The sequence below is a fragment of the Pseudomonas sp. Marseille-Q1929 genome (genome assembly GCF_017316265.1).
GTDB lineage: Bacteria > Pseudomonadota > Gammaproteobacteria > Pseudomonadales > Pseudomonadaceae > Aquipseudomonas.
In genome coordinates this window covers 209,843-226,519 of record NZ_JAFLWU010000003.1, presented here as the reverse complement: position 1 = coordinate 226,519, position 16,677 = coordinate 209,843, and the positions used below count along the sequence as shown (strand labels likewise).

At 63.1% G+C, this 16,677-nt stretch carries 14 protein-coding genes; 3 read left to right on the top strand and 11 right to left on the bottom strand.

The features are described 5' to 3' along the window. Positions 1-5: 5 nt before the first annotated feature. The 3 genes from gcvT to J1G37_RS06970 all read left to right on the top strand — a co-directional run bounded on the left by gcvT (position 6) and on the right by J1G37_RS06970 (position 2,317). Positions 6-1,130 (top strand): glycine cleavage system aminomethyltransferase GcvT, encoded by a 1,125-nt coding sequence (gcvT, locus tag J1G37_RS06980; protein WP_207040660.1) that lies wholly within the window; start codon positions 6-8, stop codon positions 1,128-1,130. Positions 1,131-1,521: 391 nt separating this feature from the next. Then, on the top strand, positions 1,522-1,734 hold the full coding sequence (locus tag J1G37_RS06975; RefSeq protein WP_007253000.1) for a cold-shock protein: 213 nt from the start codon (positions 1,522-1,524) through the stop codon (positions 1,732-1,734). 94 nt (positions 1,735-1,828) lie between these two features. Next, a complete protein-coding gene (locus J1G37_RS06970; RefSeq protein ID WP_207040659.1) occupies positions 1,829-2,317 on the top strand; it encodes an RDD family protein in 489 nt (162 codons plus the stop codon). A 134-nt stretch (positions 2,318-2,451) separates the two neighbouring features. Here the strand turns inward: J1G37_RS06970 and nadA are convergent, their stop codons facing one another. The 11 genes from nadA to J1G37_RS06915 all read right to left on the bottom strand — a co-directional run bounded on the left by nadA (position 2,452) and on the right by J1G37_RS06915 (position 16,676). Beyond that, positions 2,452-3,510 (bottom strand): quinolinate synthase NadA, encoded by a 1,059-nt coding sequence (gene nadA / locus J1G37_RS06965; RefSeq protein WP_124524925.1) that lies wholly within the window; start codon positions 3,508-3,510, stop codon positions 2,452-2,454. 242 nt (positions 3,511-3,752) lie between these two features. Then, entirely contained in the window at positions 3,753-5,039 is a 1,287-nt protein-coding gene (locus J1G37_RS06960) for an outer membrane protein transport protein (protein ID WP_207040658.1), read from the bottom strand. Positions 5,040-5,229: 190 nt separating this feature from the next. Continuing rightward, positions 5,230-6,303, bottom strand: coding sequence for a glucuronyl hydrolase (locus J1G37_RS06955; protein ID WP_207040657.1), 1,074 nt, complete (start codon positions 6,301-6,303; stop codon positions 5,230-5,232). Continuing rightward, positions 6,300-7,454: an MFS transporter gene (locus J1G37_RS06950; protein WP_207040656.1), complete on the bottom strand. Its 1,155-nt coding sequence runs from the start codon at positions 7,452-7,454 to the stop codon at positions 6,300-6,302. The genes J1G37_RS06955 and J1G37_RS06950 overlap by 4 nt, the downstream gene beginning before the upstream one ends. Then, positions 7,451-8,587: an acyl-CoA dehydrogenase gene (locus tag J1G37_RS06945; RefSeq protein ID WP_207040655.1), complete on the bottom strand. Its 1,137-nt coding sequence runs from the start codon at positions 8,585-8,587 to the stop codon at positions 7,451-7,453. Before J1G37_RS06945 ends, J1G37_RS06950 begins: the two co-directional genes overlap by 4 nt. Then, positions 8,581-10,230 (bottom strand): class I adenylate-forming enzyme family protein, encoded by a 1,650-nt coding sequence (locus J1G37_RS06940; RefSeq protein ID WP_207040654.1) that lies wholly within the window; start codon positions 10,228-10,230, stop codon positions 8,581-8,583. Before J1G37_RS06940 ends, J1G37_RS06945 begins: the two co-directional genes overlap by 7 nt. Beyond that, a complete protein-coding gene (locus J1G37_RS06935) occupies positions 10,227-12,038 on the bottom strand; it encodes a CoA transferase (RefSeq protein ID WP_207040653.1) in 1,812 nt (603 codons plus the stop codon). Before J1G37_RS06935 ends, J1G37_RS06940 begins: the two co-directional genes overlap by 4 nt. Before the next feature lie 86 nt (positions 12,039-12,124). Continuing rightward, the gene (locus J1G37_RS06930) at positions 12,125-12,397 is read right to left on the bottom strand and encodes a MoaD family protein (protein WP_124524932.1); all 273 of its coding nucleotides are present in this window, start codon (positions 12,395-12,397) and stop codon (positions 12,125-12,127) included. 43 nt (positions 12,398-12,440) lie between these two features. Further along, entirely contained in the window at positions 12,441-12,848 is a 408-nt protein-coding gene (locus J1G37_RS06925; RefSeq protein WP_207040652.1) for a M67 family metallopeptidase, read from the bottom strand. 5 nt (positions 12,849-12,853) lie between these two features. Then, the gene (gene moeB / locus J1G37_RS06920) at positions 12,854-14,026 is read right to left on the bottom strand and encodes a molybdopterin-synthase adenylyltransferase MoeB (RefSeq protein WP_207040651.1); all 1,173 of its coding nucleotides are present in this window, start codon (positions 14,024-14,026) and stop codon (positions 12,854-12,856) included. Between the two features lie 151 nt (positions 14,027-14,177). Beyond that, positions 14,178-16,676: an aminotransferase class III-fold pyridoxal phosphate-dependent enzyme gene (locus tag J1G37_RS06915; RefSeq protein WP_207040650.1), complete on the bottom strand. Its 2,499-nt coding sequence runs from the start codon at positions 16,674-16,676 to the stop codon at positions 14,178-14,180. Position 16,677: the final 1 nt, after the last annotated feature.

The window sequence follows — 16,677 nt, the reverse complement described above, 5'->3', positions numbered from 1 at the left end:
TGAACATGTCCACCGAAACCCTGTTGAAAACCCCATTGCACGCCCTGCACCTCGAGCTCGGCGCGCGCATGGTGCCCTTCGCCGGCTACGACATGCCGGTGCAATACCCATTGGGCGTAATGAAGGAACACCTGCACACCCGTGATCAGGCCGGGTTGTTCGACGTGTCCCACATGGGCCAGATCCGCCTCACTGGCGCGAATGCCGCCAAGGCCCTGGAAACCCTAGTGCCGGTCGACATCATCGACCTGCCGGTGGGCATGCAGCGTTATGCGATGTTCACCAACGACAGGGGCGGCATCCTCGATGACCTGATGGTGGCCAACCTCGGAAACGACGAACTGTTCCTGGTGGTCAACGCCGCGTGCAAGGACCAGGACCTGGCGCACCTGCGCCAACATATCGGCGACCAGTGCAGCATCGAGCCGCTGTTCGAAGAACGTGCCCTGCTCGCCCTGCAAGGCCCGGCGGCGGTGAAGGTGCTGGCGCGCCTGGCACCGGAAGTGACCAAGATGACCTTTATGCAGTTCGCCACCCTGCGTCTGTTGGGTGTGGATTGCTACGTCAGCCGCTCGGGCTACACCGGTGAAGACGGCTTTGAAATCTCGGTACCCGCCGCCAACGCCGAAAGCCTGGCCCGCAGCCTGCTGGCCGAGACCGAAGTACAGGCCATCGGCCTGGGCGCCCGCGATTCCCTGCGCCTGGAAGCCGGCCTGTGCCTGTATGGCCACGACATGAACACCGAGACCACGCCGATTGAAGCGAGCCTGCTGTGGGCGATCTCCAAGGCCCGCCGCGCCGATGGCCCACGTGCCGGTGGTTTCCCGGGCGCCGATCGCATCTTTACCCAGCAGCAAACCGGCGTGAGCCGCAAGCGCGTAGGCCTGCTGCCCCAGGAGCGCACACCGGTGCGTGAAGGCGCAGAGATCGTTGACGAACACGGCACCGTGATCGGTAGCGTGTGCAGCGGCGGCTTTGGCCCGACCCTCGGCGGCCCGCTGGCCATGGGTTACCTGGACAGCGCGTTCACGGCACTGGATACCGAAGTGTCTGCGTTGGTACGTGGGAAAAAGGTGCCACTTCGTGTAAGTAAAATGCCATTTGTGCCGCAACGTTACTATCGTGGTTGATTGACTGTTTCTATAAGTAACGCGGTTGCGTTAACGCGCACTAATTTGTAACGCAACCGCCATAAAACAGTGCATTGACGATAGTCAATGTAATAGGGAACAACCTATAACAAGTGATCAATTCTATCGAATAAGCCGAATCTGCCGCGCCGACAAAAGTGCCATAAAGCCGAGTAAACGCTGGGGTTTTGGCAGGGCTTGTATTTTCTCTATTAGTTGGCGTAGAGTTTGCCCACTGTGTTTGCATGGGTCGCTTTGAACCTGGACCTGGGCAGTAGCTGAAGTAGTTGCGCTACAACCCGTTCGACGTCTTACTTTCCTGCAATCCAGCCCAGTACTCTTTCATGCGAAAGAGGCTGTCATTAATTTTTAGCGTCAAGGAAATAAGAAAATGGCTGAACGTCAGAGCGGCACCGTCAAGTGGTTTAACGACGAGAAAGGGTTTGGTTTTATCACTCCAGAAAGCGGCCCGGATCTGTTCGTACATTTCCGCGCTATTCAGGGTAACGGCTTCAAGAGCCTGAAAGAAGGCCAGAAAGTGACCTTCGTTTCGGTCCAGGGCCAAAAAGGCCTGCAAGCAGACGAAGTACAAGCAGAAGGCTGATCCTTCCTGCGACAAAAAGCCCCTGATATGACATCAGGGGCTTTTTTATGGGCGTTATTCCGTACTATGGGTGTTTTCTCCAGAGAGCCCTGCCATGTCCAAATCCCTGCTGAGCCCCCAGGGCGAATTTCCCGCCGTTGGCCTGGGCCGTCGTCTGGCAGCGATGTTCTATGACTTCCTACTGTGCACCGCGCTGCTGATCGTCACCGCGTTTATCTACAAGCTGGTGTGGATGGCGTTTATCGGCGAAGCCAAGATGCGCACCCTCACCGAATCCGGCGCGCTGGACGGCGACCCGTTACTGTCAACAATCCTGTTGTTTGTGGTGTTTGGTTTCTTCGCCAAGTTCTGGACCCATTCCGGGCAGACCCTGGGCATGCAGGTGTGGGGCGTGCGCGTGCAGAACGCGGATGGCTCGCGCATCAGCCTGTGGCAGGCACTGCTGCGGTTTGTGGTGTCGATTGCGTCGTGGCTGTGCGTGGGGCTGGGGTTTGTCTGGTCGTTGTTTGATAAGCAAAAGCGCAGCTGGCATGACATCTATTCGGATACGCAGCTGGTGCGGATTCCGAAGGAGAAAAAGTAATTCTAGACGACGCAAATCAAATGTGGGAGCTGGCTTGCCTGCGATAGCGTCAGTCCAGTCACTGCAATATTGACTGTTAGACCGCTATCGCAGGCAAGCCAGCTCCCACAGTTTTAACCGTGTTCACAACGGGGTCAGGCGTTGCCCGCCAACTTCAGCCGCGCCGCCTGGGTGAAATCCAGCATGCGCTTGAGCGGCCTTACCGCGTGCGGAATCACCGACGGCTCGACAAAGATCTCATTACTCCCCTCACGCAGGCACTGCAACGTGCGCTCCAGCGTATTCATCGCCATCCACGGGCAATGCGCGCAACTGCGGCATGCCGCGCCGTTGCCGGCGGTGGGCGCTTCGACAAAGACCTTGTCCGGGCACAGCTGCTGCATCTTGTAGAAGATGCCGCGGTCGGTCGCCACGATAAACGTCTTGTTCGGCAAACGCTGGGCGGCGGCGATCAGTTGGCTGGTGGAACCCACGGCGTCCGCCAGTTCGATCACGGCGGTCGGTGACTCCGGGTGCACCAGGATCGCGGCGTCCGGGTACAGCGCCTTCATGTCTTCCAACTGCTTGGATTTGAACTCTTCGTGGACGATGCACGCACCGTCCCACAGCAGCATGTCGGCACCGGTCTGGCGCTGGATGTAGGTGCCCAGGTGTTTGTCCGGGCCCCAGATGATCGTCTCACCGTTGTCCATCAGGCTCTCGACGATTTCCAGCGCGCAGCTGGACGTCACCACCCAGTCCGCGCGGGCTTTGACCGCCGCCGAGGTGTTGGCGTAGACCACCACCGTGCGCTCGGGATGCTGGTCGCAAAACGCGGAAAACTCGTCCACCGGGCAACCCAGGTCCAGGGAGCACGTGGCTTCCAGGGTCGGCATGAGGATGCGTTTTTCCGGGGTGAGGATCTTGGCCGTCTCGCCCATGAACCGCACGCCGGCGACCAGTACGGTCTTGGCCGGGTGGGCGGCGCCGAAGCGGGCCATTTCCAGGGAGTCGGAAACACAGCCACCGGTTTCTTCGGCCAGGGCCTGGATCACCGGGTCGCAGTAGAAGTGGGCAACCAGCACCGCGTCCTGAGCTTTAAGCTCGGCGGCGATGGCGGCGCGCAGGCTCGCCTCTTCTTCGGCGCTGAGGGCCTTGGGCTGCTTGGCGTCGAGGTGGGCTTGAACCAGAAGGCGTTCGGAAATTTGCGTCATGTTCGCAAGACCTGCAGGCGCAGTAGCGCGAAAGTCGAGTGTACCACCGGCTCTGGAGCCCATCGGGCGCCGCCGGACGAAGTGTTTTTGTTCATCAAGCACGGGTGCAACAGAAGCTGCGCAAGGCTACAGAATATCCAATCGTTTCAAAAGCCAAATCTGGCATCCAGCGCCACGCCCGTCGGGCAAAAAAAAACGGCAAGGCCCCGTGATGGGCCTTGCCGTTTTCATGTGTGCACCGGTCAGAAGCGGTAAGTGACCGACCCCCCAAACCCGTTGGCGCTGTTTTCGTACTTGGCGTCGTAGGTCAGTTGCAACTGAGGGTTGTTGTCGCGCACCTTGATCGGCTCCTCCTTCAGGTAGGAATAGGCCACGTCAAAGGTCAGGTTATCCACGGGCGTCCAGCCGGCTCCCAGGCTGAATACGGTGCGGTCGCCCGTCGGAATGCGCACGGAACGATTGGTGTTGTTGGTCGGCGTCTGGTCCACGGAGAAGCCCGTGCGCAGCACCAGTTGCTTGTTGAGCTGATACGACAGGCCGATCGCATGGGACCAGGTGTCATGCCAGTGCTGTTCTTCGGTGATGGAATCCAGGCCGGCCAGCTCAGCGGTAATATCGGACACGCCGGTGTTGTTGACCGTGATCTTCTTCAACTGGCTCCAGCGGGTGTAGGTGCTGCCCACATAGAGGGTCAGGGCATCGCTCAATTGATGGGTGACCGAGAAATCTACGGAGGACGGCGTAGTGACGTTCAGCTTGGCGTCATACTTCTGCGGCCCGCCGTCCAGCAGGTCGGACAGCACGCCCGAGGCGTTGGTATGGCCGCTCAGGTGATAGACCACTTGCGAATGGTAGGTGACGCCCACGCGGGTCGTGTCCAGGGCCTGCACCAGAATACCGGCGTTGAAGCCCATCGCGGTGTCATCGCCCTTGATCTTGGCCGTTTCCGTGCCCAGGCCAAACGCAGGCACCTTGGAGTCCAACTCGCCGCTGATCTTGTTGAAGGTCGGGCCGAAACCTACCGACACCTTGTCGTTGAACGCGTAGCTGACCGTCGGTTGCACGGTGATGACCTGGACCTTGCTCTTATTGCCAAAGCCATTGCCCTGGAAGCTGTGCTCGTAGTCGGTCACCAGGCCAAACGGTGCGTAGACCCCCAGGCCAAACGCCCAGTGTTCGTCGATCGGCGTCACCAGGTAACCCATCGGCACGGCAATGCCGGGGACCATGTCGCCTTTGTTGGTACCTGGGTTGTCGGCGCCGCCCTGGGAGGAACTGGCGTCCTTGATGTTGGATTTGGCATCGAGGTAGGTCGCACCGATGCTCACTTCATTCTGTTTGATGCGAGCCATACCGGCCGGGTTGCCGAACACCGTACTGGCGTCATCGGCCGAGGACGAGCGACCGGCGTAGCCTGTACCCATCGAACTGATGCTTTGTTCGTTGAGGGCAAACCCTCCGGCGAACAGCGGTGTAGAGGCAAGCGAAATGGCGAGCGCCAGAGCGCTTTTAAGAGTTTTTTTATTCATTATTAGGACTCGAATTGTTGGGCAGCGGTGAGAAAACTACCAACCTTCGAGGGGAGCGATTATGAAGAGTTTTTCATGCGCGAAATTGTCGGACAATCCTATCCATTTCAAAGACTTTGACTGATTTAGCGCTTCTTTTTATGACTTTTTAACCTGATCGTGACCCGCTGGTTTCTGGGCCGACGGGGGCTCAAATCAGCCGAGCATCCAACTCCCCCGCCCAAGCCATCAACGCCGCCAGCAAAAAGAAACTGCCGCAGGCTGACTCGACTTTGTGCTCCGTCGTCGCCGACGTGCGATAGCAATGCCCGTTGAAACGCCCGTCGACAAAGTCATCGCTGCGCACGATCGCCGCCAGCAAACGCCCCGCCTCCTGCTGCAACACCTGCCCATCGGCCAACTCCAGCGCCTGCGATTGCAGGGCCAGCGACGCCATGGCCGCCGCGCATGGATCGTGCGGTCCATCGGGCTGCCCCAGGCGGTTGAGCGGTGCGTGCACCGAGCGGCTGCGCAACCAGTATTGGCTGGCGCGCTGGGCATCCTCGTGGAATGGCACACCGTACAGACGCGCACCGACGCCGAGGCCGAGCATGGCCCAGGCTTGCCCACGGGACCAATCGCCCGCGGGGTCGCCAACGTGCCATTGCCCCTGCTCATCAAGGGCATGGCTGCTCCAGGCGCCCGCCGAACCCGCACAGGCACGAAACGAGGTATGCAGGTGCTGGCGCCCCAAACTCAGCAGGTCAGGGGCGTTGCCTAATGCGAACAGGTTTAACGTCGCCGCCAGTGGGTCGATGCTTAAGCTGCGATCCCCCTGCGCGCCGCCGCCCATCTCACGGCCCAGGGGGATGCAACCGAGCACCGGATCAAACGCATGGGCCAGGCGCTGTGCGGCCTGTTGCGCCAACTCCGCAGCTTCGGGATCCGCCAATAACTGCGCGCCAAGACCAGCGCCGTACCAGAAGATCAGAGCGCGGTGATGGGTGTCGCTGTCGAGCTTGTCCCGCAAGCGTCCGGCAATCCTTAGCGCCTGTTGCCGATCCGCCTGACGCCCGTAATGAACGGCGCGCAGCCACCACAACCCCGCCCAGAAACCGCCCAGCCACGAGCCGCCGGCCGAGACCTTCCACGCGCCGTCGTTGTACAGCGGGAAACCTTCACCACAGACCGCCTCGATCTGCTCCAGTCGAGCCAGAATCGCCTCGATGGCGCGCTGCGTCTCGGCACTGTTGAGCGGCCGGTCCAACACGTCGAACGCGCTCATTTAACCACCTGCAAACCCGGCGCAGCGCGCACCCGCGTCAACACCAGGCTCAGCCCACAGGCCAGCAGCACCACGCCGATGGGCATCCACCAGGACTGGGCGAACACCAACCCGAACAACGGCGGCCCCAGCGCAAACCCGCCGAAAAAGCCCACCGAGAGTAGACCGGCCGAGGGCGCCGGCGCGCCGAAACCGGGGTCGCGCAGCACCATGCTCATGGCGATGGCATTGGTCGCCACCGCAGTCAGGCCCATGCCCAACGCACCGGCCCACAGCAGCCAGTGACGCTCAGGCGTGGCCTGGGCAGTCAGCCACAACGCCACGCTCGCCAGCAGCAATAACACCAGCAACAACCATGACTCATCGGCCATGCGCGCGCCCAACGGCGTCAACAGCGTGCGCGCGACAATGCCCATCACGCCGAAGCCGGCGATCAAGCCACCGATGGCCGTGGCCGACATGCCCTGCCCGGCGGCGAACACACCGAGAAAGGTCACGAAGGACGACAACACCACGCCCACACACAGCTGAATACTCATCAACACAGCCAGGCGCGCGGTCGGCCGCGCCACCCGCAAACTCAGCGGTTTGCGTGCCGATGCTGCTGGCGCCACACGCGGCCCCAACACCGCCAGCAACAACGCCGGCAGCAGCAGACACGCCAACGCCCCACGCCAACCCAAACCCAGCGCCAAGCCCGGCAACAACGCCCCGGCAAACAGCGCCGAGACTTGCACCCCGGACTGCTTCAACCCAACCACCGCCGCCTTGAACGCTGGCTCGACGCGCTCGGCAATCAGCAGATTGGTCACCGGGTTGGCCAACGCCTGGGCAATCCCGCACACCGTCAGCGCCAACACCACACCCGCAAATCCCGGCAAAGCGGCGAGCAGGCTGTAAGAACACGCCGTGCTCCAGAACAACAACGCCAGGCCGCGCCGGCTGCCCAGCCAATTGACCAACGGCCCGGCCCACAACGACAGCAACGCGGCAAAACCAAAGGTGCTGGTGATCAACCAACCGAGCCACGGCGTCGGCACGCCAAGGTCGGCGATCATCAGCGGGCCGAGGGTGCCGACCGCGTAGAAGATCAACATCGGCAGGGCCATGGCGCAGGTCAAGACCACGCGCAACCACAGGCTATTGCTCATCCCCGCGCTCCCACCGACGGCAGGTCGAAGTCCAAGCCGTCCACGCCACAGCTGTTCAGCAACTGCCTGCCGACCGCGCTGATCAGCGCATCGTCGGTGCCGTCGAGGATGTGCGTGGTGCGCGCGGTGTTGTAGATCCCCGGCAGCGGCGACCATGCGCTCAACCCTTCGGCGCCCATGATCTGGATCGCCGAATCCGCCGCCGCGCTCAACGCCTGGGACGCCGCGACCTTGGCGATATTCACTTCAACGCTGTTGGCCACACCTGCATCGCGCTTGGCCGCCGCGTCCTGCAACAACAGCCGGGCGCTGGCGATGGCCTGGTACACAGTGAACACCCGCAGGCGCACCAACTGCTTGTCGGCCAGGCGCGCCTGCTGGCCACGGGGCGAATGAATGCGCGCGCACATCAGGTCGAAACAGCGCTGCGCCAACCCCAGCCAATGCACCGAACGCAGGATGCGCCCCAGGCCCAGACGCTCCTGCATCAGCGCCAGCCCTTGCCCCGGCTGGCCCAGCACATAGCTGGGCGCCACCGGCACATCGTCAAAGGCCAACTCGCCCTGGCCACCGAAGCGGCCGAGGATCGACAACGGCCGCACCACCCGAAACCCCGGCGCATCCGCTGGCACCAAAAACATCGACAAGCCCTGCGCCGTCTGCGCCACCACCGTGACCAACGCCGCCCGCTCGGCGCGGCAGATAAACCATTTGCGCCCGTTCAGGCGCCACTGGCCGTCGATCAATTCGGCGTGCGCGGTGATGGTCGCCGGGATCGAACCGATGCTGTCCGGCTCGGACATGCCGTAGCTCGACACCATCGCCCCGCAGGCCAGTGGCTCCAGGAAGCGCTGACGCACCACCGCGCTGGCATGGCGGCTGAGCATGTGCAAATCCAGGGTGGCGTCATCGCCGAAGATCGCCGGGGCGTATTCCGAACGCCCCTCCTGCTCGGCCACCGCCAGGTACTCGCGCAGGCTACCGCCGGTTTGCGGATAAAAATTGCCCCACAAACCTTCGGCCCGCGCCTGCTCGCTCAGCTCGGCAAGCAACTGCGGATTGCTCGCCAACTCGCCTTCCAAAGGGATGATCCGCTCATCGACAAACTGCCGTACCCGCTGCGCCTTTAGCATGCGATGCCCGCCCCGCTTTCGAGGAATGCCACTTCGGCGGCCAGGGATTTCTTGTCGATCTTGCCAGCTGGGGTCAGCGGCAACTGGCGATAGAAGCGCAGGTATTCCGGCAGCTTGTTCACCTCCAGCCCTTGCTCGCGCAGGTAGTCGGTCAGTTCGCTGAGGGAGAAACGCGGCGCGCCGTCGCGCAGGGTCACGCAGATGCACACGCGCTGGCCGAGGTCTGGGTCGGGTACCGCGACGCAGGCGACGCTGACCACATCCGGGTGGCTGGTGGCGAGGGTTTCGATCTGCACCGGGCTGATGTTCGCGCCGCCCCGGATGATGATGTCTTTCTTGCGCCCGGCCAAAATCAGGTAGCCGTCGCTGTCGATGTAGCCGAGGTCGCCGGTATTCACCCAGCCTTCGGCGTCGCGGTACTGCGCGTCGAGTTCCGGCGCATTCACGTATTGCATCGGGCTCAACGGGCCGCGCGCCTTGATCTCGCCGACGCTGCCCTGGGGCAATTCCACGCCGTCTTCGTCAAAGATCTTGATCGCACACACCGCCGGGTTCGGCCGGCCGACGCTGTAGAACACCACGTCCAGCGCATCATCGAGGGTGTTGTGGCAGTTCACGCCATCGGCGGAACCGTAGAGGCTGATAAAGCCGCAACCGAACGCCTCGACACAGCGGCGCACGGTCACTTCATCGATCAGCGAACCGCCGCAAATCAGCCCGAGCAGGCTGGATTTATCCACCTGCGCCAAACGCGCATCGGCAGCGATACGTTGCAGCATGGTCGGCACGCCGAGGATGTGGGTCGGGCGCAATTGGGCGATGGCGTCGATGGCCGCCGCGACATCGAACTGCGGCAACACCGCAATCGAACCACCGAGCCAGGACAGGCTGCCAAAGGTCGCCGTCGAACCAAACGACGAACCCAGCGGCACCAAGTACAGGCCACGGAACGTGCCGCCCTCGGGGTGCACACGTTGCAGGAAACGCCCGCGTCCGCCGACCAGAGCATTATGGGAATAGGCGACCAATTTAGGCTCCGACTCGGTGCCGGAGGACACCAGCAACCGCACCGGAGAATTCGGGCACACGTCGGGCAATTGCGCTGCGCTCAACGGCTCGGCCTGGAACATCTGTTCAAGGCTCAACCAACCTTTGCGCGCCTCGCCTTCGACGATCAGCACGCGCAGCGACAACAACGTCGGGCGCAGCGCTTCGATGACCTGGCACAAATCGATGCCGGCGTACTGCGCCGGCACGATCACCGCGCGCGCATCGCAACGGCGCACCAGGGATTGAATATCGAGACTGCCGCGCCCCGGTGGAAACGGCGCGACCACCGCGCCCAGCGCCGCAGCGGCGAGGTCGATGGCGCAACTGCGCCAGCTGTTGGTCAGTTGGTACGCCACCACGTCACCGGCGACGATGCCCGCGTTGCGCAAACTGGCAGCCATGCGCAGCGCCGCTGCGTGCAGCTCGCCGTAGGTGATGCTGCTGTCGGGTTCGAGCACGGCCGGTTTGTGCGGGTCGCGTTCGGCGTGTTCACGAAACAGTTGGTAGACCGAACGGTTGGGGTAAGTGCCGTCCTGTTCCCACACGCTGCGCACAGCGGCGGGAACCAGATCGATAATGCCTGCGTTGTTCATCGAAAACTCCAGTGAGCGTTGACCGAGGTATAGGCATTCACGCTTAAACACGTCTTCAATCGCCTGTCTTGAGCCAGGGCTGACAGGTCTTCTACGGCCACCACGGCCGGGATGTCGACGGCGCCCAGCACCTGTTGCCAGGTAGCGGCGGGTTGCGACGCCAAGGCGCTGCGGATGGCTGCGTCGCTGTGCAGGTCGCAGGCGAGGATTTGTTCCAGCTGCGAGAGCTGCTGCGCGGTCTGGCAGTCGATGGCCAGCACACCGTCGGCGGTCGGGTAGACGCCCTTGAGCAGGCTCGCTGCGGGCGCGTCCTGCACCGTGAGCAGGTTGGCGGCGCCGAGCAATGAGCTATCGACCCGCGCGCCCTGGCCGCTGAGGGCACGGTGCAGCAAGGCCGCACTCACGCCTTGGGCGGCGACCACACCGCCGAGCACATCAAGCACGGTGAACAACGAACCGCCCGGCGTGGCCGAAGCCTGGCCGATCTGCTCGCCGACGCCGGACCAGGCCTGCACCATAAAGTCGGTGCCGGGCAGCGGTTCGCCCGGGCGGTCGTGGCCCCAGCCACCGGCGTAGGCGTACACCAGCGCCGGGTTGATGCGCATCAGGTCGGGGCTGTCCAAGCCCAGCTCGGCGGCCTTGCCCGGCGCCCAGTTGTGCAGGAACACATCGGCGTTGCGCACCCGTTCAAACAGTTCGTCGCGGCCGGCGCGGGACTTGATGTCCAACTCGCGCACCTGCTTGTGCCGGTTCAGCGCATCGAAGCGCACTGACACGCCATCCACACACGGCGGCATGCCGCGCAGCGGATCACCGCCGGGCAACTCAAGGCGGATCACCTCGGCGCCCAGCAGCGCCAGCAGATGCCCGGCCAGCGGGCCCTGGATGCGGCGGCAGGATTCGATCACGGTGAGGCCGCTCAACGGCAGCGCCGGGTTGTCCAGGCCGCGCAATGGCTGGCCACTGGCGGCGACGGCAAAACTCCACGGGCCTTGGGCGATTTGCCCTGGCAGGTCCGCATCGCTACGGCGCTCGGCAAGGCTGCGCAACGGGCACACCGCCATGCCGCTCAAGGCGCACAACGCGGTGATGCGTGCCATCGACAAGCGCGCCATGGCCTGGCGGAACACTGGCGGCATCGGCGCGACGGCTTTGGCGTAGCGCAGCAGGAAGGCTTTCCAACCCTGCCCGGCCTGTTCGCCGTCGATACCGACCTGCGCCCAGAAGCGCCGCCACGGCTCGGCGTCAAGGGTTTCCAGTTCGAAATACACGCCGTCGGCCGACATGAACGGCGGGCGATTCTTCGCGCACGTCGCACCCGGCAGCAAGTGTTCGGCTTCAGCACCCGCCGTGGCACCGGCCAGGTATTGGGCGATGCTCAACACGCCGGCGCCGGCCATGGAAGTGTCCACGCGGCTGAAATCGCCGCCACGCAGTTGCCCGACGGCAGCGGCGAACACGCCTTGCAGCGCGAGGCTGGCACCAAGGGTGGAGACGTAATCCACCCCCAGCCCCTGGGCCTTGCCGCTGGCCCGGCCGTGCACCGACATCAAGCCGCAAGCCGCTTGCACTGTGTGTTCGGTGGCGCCGGCGGACGTGCCGTCGGCCCAGCCATGAATCACAGCCTGCAATGACTTGAGGTCAGGGTGATGCAGGCCGATGCGCATGGCATCGCGCTTATCGCTGTCGTGGGGCGCCAGACCCAGCGCCGTCGCCTGGTAGCGCAGTGACGCAGCCAAGCTGGCCATCCCGGCCGGTGCGCCGATAAACGTGCCGCTGAGGCTACAGCCGTGTAGAAGTGCAGACATTCGACATTCGCCAGAAAGGTGATTGATCGCTGCGCGCGCGACCTCGGGTGAGGTACGCCGCGCCAGCCCTGAACCGTGGCCGCCGCTCAGCCGCCCGCGACGGCCGGCAGGATGGTGATGGCGTCACCGGCCTTGAGCGCGGTGCCCAGGTTGTCGGCGAAACGGATGTCGTCATCGTTGACGTAGATGTTCACGAAGCGATGCACCTGGCCGTCGCCGATCAGGCGATCCTTGACGCCTGGGTACTCGCGCTCCATCTGTTCGATGACTTCCAGAACTGTATTGCCTTGCACTTCCACGCGCTTCTGATCCTGGGTAAAAGAGCGCAACAAAGTGGGCACCATCACGGAAATCGACATGCAGAACTCCCTGGGCCTTAGTTGGCCCACTAACGAATTTCGGTTAATTAACGATGTAGATAACTTCTTCAGTCACTTTGCGTTGCACGATACGAAAACTGCGCACCGCTACTTCAACTTCCGACAGTGTTGAAATAATGACGTAGTGCACCGATGGATCACCGGCATAACTCACATCTTCCGCACTGGGGTAGGCCACGCTGGCGGTGTGGGAGTGGTAGATCACCCGGCACTCTTCGTCCCGTTCATCCAGCTCGCGCCACACCGCCAATTGCTGCTTGGGGGCGAAGCTGAAGAACGTTTCGGAGCGCGCCGCGTTGTCCATCGCCACCAGGCGTTCGGCGGTGGGCTCACCCACCGGCGCGGCGATGATGCCGCAGGTTTCCAGCGGGTGATCGCGGTGCGCCTGTTCCAACATGGCCTCCAGCAGGCCGGCACGCAGCTTCAACATGACCGTCAGTAACTCGGCAACGTCGGTTCGACATCACGCACCCAGGCCAGCACACCGCCGTCGAGGTTGCGCACGTTGCTGAAGCCGCGTTGCTGCAATTCCAGCAAGACTGCCTTGGAACGCATCCCGGATTTGCAATGCAGCACCAGGTTGGCGTGCTTGCCGAAGCGGGTTTCGATCACTTGGGCAGTGTTCGGGCCCTTGGGGATATGTTGCGCGCCGGGGATGCGCACGATGTCCCATTCGGTCTGTTCCCGCACATCGATCAGCAGCAGGTTTTCCCGGCGTTCACGCAGGGCGTGCAACTCGCGGGCGCTGATGGACGGGATGTCCGAAGGCTGCACGCCGTGGGGCGCCAGCAGGCCGCAGAACGCCTGGTAATCGCTGAGGGCGGTAATCGGCTGACGGCCCGGCGCACGACGCAGCGGCATTTGCCGGTAGGACATTTCCAGGGCGTCATAGACCATCAAGCGGCCCAGCAGGCTCTCGCCGATGCCGGTGATCAGCTTGACCGCCTCGGTGGCCATGATCGCGCCAATCGATGCGCAGAGGATGCCCAGCACCCCGCCTTCGGAGCAGGACGGCGCCAGTTCCGGTGGCGGCGGCTCGGGGTAGAGGTCGCGGTAGTTGAGGCCGACGCCGCCGGGAGCATCTTCCCAGAACACCGAGGCCTGGCCTTCGAAGCGGTAGATCGAACCCCACACGTACGGCTTGCCGGCCAGCACACAGGCGTCATTGACCAGATAGCGGGTGGCGAAGTTGTCGGTGCCGTCGAGGATCAGGTCGTACTCGCTGAACAACTGCACGGCGGTTTCCGGTTCCAGGCGCAGGTTGTAGCAGTTGACCTGCACATGGGGGTTCAGATCGCGGATCGCGGCGGCGGCGCTGTCGACCTTCAATTGGCCGACGGTGGCGACGCGGTGGATCACCTGGCGTTGCAGGTTGGACTCGTCCACCACATCAAAATCGATGAGTCCCAAGGTACCGATACCGGCCGCCGCCAAGTACAACAATGCGGGCGAACCGAGACCACCGGCACCAATGACCAACACTTTGCTGGTCTTTAAACGGCGCTGGCCGTCCATGCCGACATCGGGAATCAACAAGTGCCGACTATAACGAGTGATCTCGTCGTTACTTAGTTGGGCAAGTGGCTCTACAAGTGCAGGAAGTTTCATCACGAATACCTGTTTCTGAATGCAAGTGATTCTCAAGTAAACACTTGGTTTAATCAATTCAACAGGCCAGGGGTTTCATATTCATAAGGGATATTTTTGTATGCGTTTAAATAAACGCAAAGCCCTCGCGGGAGGACTTTGCGTCAGCACGTCAGCCGAGGAAGGTCGACATGTCCATGCACACCGCGCTGAACGCCTGCACAAAATGCCGCGCCTCGGACTCGCTGAGCACCAGCGGCGGCTGGATGCGCATGACCCGGTTGTTGTTGGCGGTGACGAAGGTCAGCACGCCGTGCTCCCGGGACAGTTTGCTGACAAAGCGCAGCACGAACATCTCCTCGAAGTTTTTCTCGATCTCGCTGATGGCCTCGTCGATATGCCGCTTGGCCTTGCCCGACAGCATGCGATAGGTGCCCGCCGCGTTGCCCGGCATGCGGCTGGCAAACTCGCGCACAAATGCCTCCACGCCGCCCTTGTAGCTGTACTCGAACTCGATGGCGATCATCAGGCCCTGGCCGCGCACTTCACGGATGAACGGGTAGCCGCTGACCGCTTCACTCAGGGCTTCCTTGAGTTGCGCACCGACCCGCGCCGCGTTGCCGGCCAGGTCTTCGTTGGCGATCACCTCCAAAGTGGCGAGGGCCGAGGCCGAGGCGAAATTGCCGCCGCCGAAGGTCGAGGTGTGCAAGGCAAAGGTGTCGATGCTGCCGTAGGCGCGGTCCCACAGCGCCGCACTGGATAGCGTCGCGCCAATCGGCACGGCGCCGCCGGAAAGGGATTTGGACAGCACCAGGATGTCCGGCACCACCCCTTCCCACTCGCAGGCAAACAGCTTGCCGGTGCGGCCGAGGCCGGTCTGGATTTCGTCGAGGATCATCACGCAATCGTGGGCCGTGCACAGCGCCCGCACTTGTTGCAGATAACCCGCTGGCGGGAAAATCACCCCGCCTTCGCCCTGGATCGGCTCGAGGATGAACGCGCCGACATCGCCTTGTTGCAGGGCGGTTTCCAGGGCGTGCAGGTCGCCGAAGGGAATCGAATCGCAGCGTGACAGCAGCGGCTTGAATGGGTCGCGGTGTTTGTCGCGGCCGGTCACCGACAGCGCGCCGAGGGTTTTGCCGTGGTAGCCGTTGTCGCAATACAGCACACGCGGGCGACGCATCGCGGCCATCGCCAGTTTCAACGCGGCTTCGATGGCCTCGGTGCCGGAGTTGCTGAAGAACACCCGCTCCAGATCGCCCGGCGCCAGTTCGCTCAAGCGCTGGGCGAGCAGGCTGGTGTGCAGCGGCACCGACACGTACTGCACAAACGTTGGGTGCTGGTTTTGCAGGAATGCCTGCAACGCCTGGTTGACCTTGGGATGGTTGTGCCCGGTGTTCAGGCAGCCGTAGCCGGCGACGAAATCCAGGTAGCGGCCGCCGTCCAGGTCGGTCAGCCAGCAGCCGTCGCCTTGAGTGAACACGCGTTCGATATGGTTGAACTGGTAGAACTCGCGCAGCACCGGGTTGATGTGCTGGCCGAAGCAGCGCAAGGCTTCGGCGCGCAGGTCGGCGGGCGGCGCCACGTCCTGGCGGCGGTGGAAGCGGCGCAGGGGCTGGAAGTCTTCGTCGCGCAGGCGCTCGCCGTAGGAGGCCATGGGCGACGGCGAGAAGCCGTGCAGCTCGGCGATGCGGCCGATTTCCAGGACTTTTTCTTCAGGCAATTCACGCCCGATGGAGAATGCCTCGGCACGCCCTTCCAGGGCCAGCACCAGGGTTTCGGCGAGGCAGCCGTTGAGGAATTTCTTCGGCGCGAGGCCCAGGTTTTCGGTGCCGAAATGCACCGCGTCGCTGGCCGACACCAGGCCGCCGTCAACGATCAGGATGTCGTTGCGGTCGTGGTTGAACGCCAGCACATCGCGGGGCAATGCGGCGTCGATCACCACCGCGCCGGGAGCCAGGCGATACGGGTCGATCACCCCGCCGCTGGAGGTGGCGGCGACGTAGAAACGCACGTCGTCGTAGCAGCTTTCGATCTCGGCGGTGAGGCGCACCTGGGCGTGCATCTCTCCCGGCAGATAGGCCAGGCTTTCCAGGCCTTGCTCGACGCTGCCGCGATGCACAAGGCGCAGGCGACAGCCGTGGCGCGCAAGCAACTTGGCGATGACCAGGGCGATGGAACCGGGGTAACCGACCACCGCGACTTCGCTGTCGGCCGGGTCTACGTCGAGGCGCTGCATGGCTTCCAGCACGTTCTTGTAGGCGGCGTAAGCGGTCAGCGAATTACCGGTGGTGACCGCCACGCCGCTGCGCTCCTGGGTCTGCAAACCACGGTTGCCGACGATGGCCGTGAAGCCCCCCAGACCGACCAGATGGGCGCCCTGCTCCTTGAGGCTGTTCACACCGTCCAGCACCCGCGCGGCAATGCTGCGCGGCTGGCTGAGCATTTGTTCGGCGGTCAGTGGCAGGTAATGCAGGATGCCTTCGCAGGTGGCGCCGGTGGCGCTGACGATGCGCCCGAAATCGGCGAACGGCACCAGGTTACGCGGTTGCCACAGTTCCGGCTGATAGCCGCGATCCTGCTCCGCGAGGGTGCGGTCGAGCAGGTCGATGATCTTCACTTGGCGTTGCAGCGCGATGGACGTCGGGTGAGCGATAAAGCCGAATTTCATG

Coding starts and splice junctions, on each gene's coding strand:
- gcvT (WP_207040660.1), top strand. CDS start 6: ATGTCCACCGAAACCCTGTTGAAAACCCCATTGCACGCCCTGCACCTC.
- J1G37_RS06975 (WP_007253000.1), top strand. CDS start 1,522: ATGGCTGAACGTCAGAGCGGCACCGTCAAGTGGTTTAACGACGAGAAA.
- J1G37_RS06970 (WP_207040659.1), top strand. CDS start 1,829: ATGTCCAAATCCCTGCTGAGCCCCCAGGGCGAATTTCCCGCCGTTGGC.
- nadA (WP_124524925.1), bottom strand. CDS start 3,510: ATGACGCAAATTTCCGAACGCCTTCTGGTTCAAGCCCACCTCGACGCC.
- J1G37_RS06960 (WP_207040658.1), bottom strand. CDS start 5,039: ATGAATAAAAAAACTCTTAAAAGCGCTCTGGCGCTCGCCATTTCGCTT.
- J1G37_RS06955 (WP_207040657.1), bottom strand. CDS start 6,303: ATGAGCGCGTTCGACGTGTTGGACCGGCCGCTCAACAGTGCCGAGACG.
- J1G37_RS06950 (WP_207040656.1), bottom strand. CDS start 7,454: ATGAGCAATAGCCTGTGGTTGCGCGTGGTCTTGACCTGCGCCATGGCC.
- J1G37_RS06945 (WP_207040655.1), bottom strand. CDS start 8,587: ATGCTAAAGGCGCAGCGGGTACGGCAGTTTGTCGATGAGCGGATCATC.
- J1G37_RS06940 (WP_207040654.1), bottom strand. CDS start 10,230: ATGAACAACGCAGGCATTATCGATCTGGTTCCCGCCGCTGTGCGCAGC.
- J1G37_RS06935 (WP_207040653.1), bottom strand. CDS start 12,038: ATGTCTGCACTTCTACACGGCTGTAGCCTCAGCGGCACGTTTATCGGC.
- J1G37_RS06930 (WP_124524932.1), bottom strand. CDS start 12,397: ATGTCGATTTCCGTGATGGTGCCCACTTTGTTGCGCTCTTTTACCCAG.
- J1G37_RS06925 (WP_207040652.1), bottom strand. CDS start 12,848: ATGTTGAAGCTGCGTGCCGGCCTGCTGGAGGCCATGTTGGAACAGGCG.
- moeB (WP_207040651.1), bottom strand. CDS start 14,026: ATGAAACTTCCTGCACTTGTAGAGCCACTTGCCCAACTAAGTAACGAC.
- J1G37_RS06915 (WP_207040650.1), bottom strand. CDS start 16,676: ATGAAATTCGGCTTTATCGCTCACCCGACGTCCATCGCGCTGCAACGC.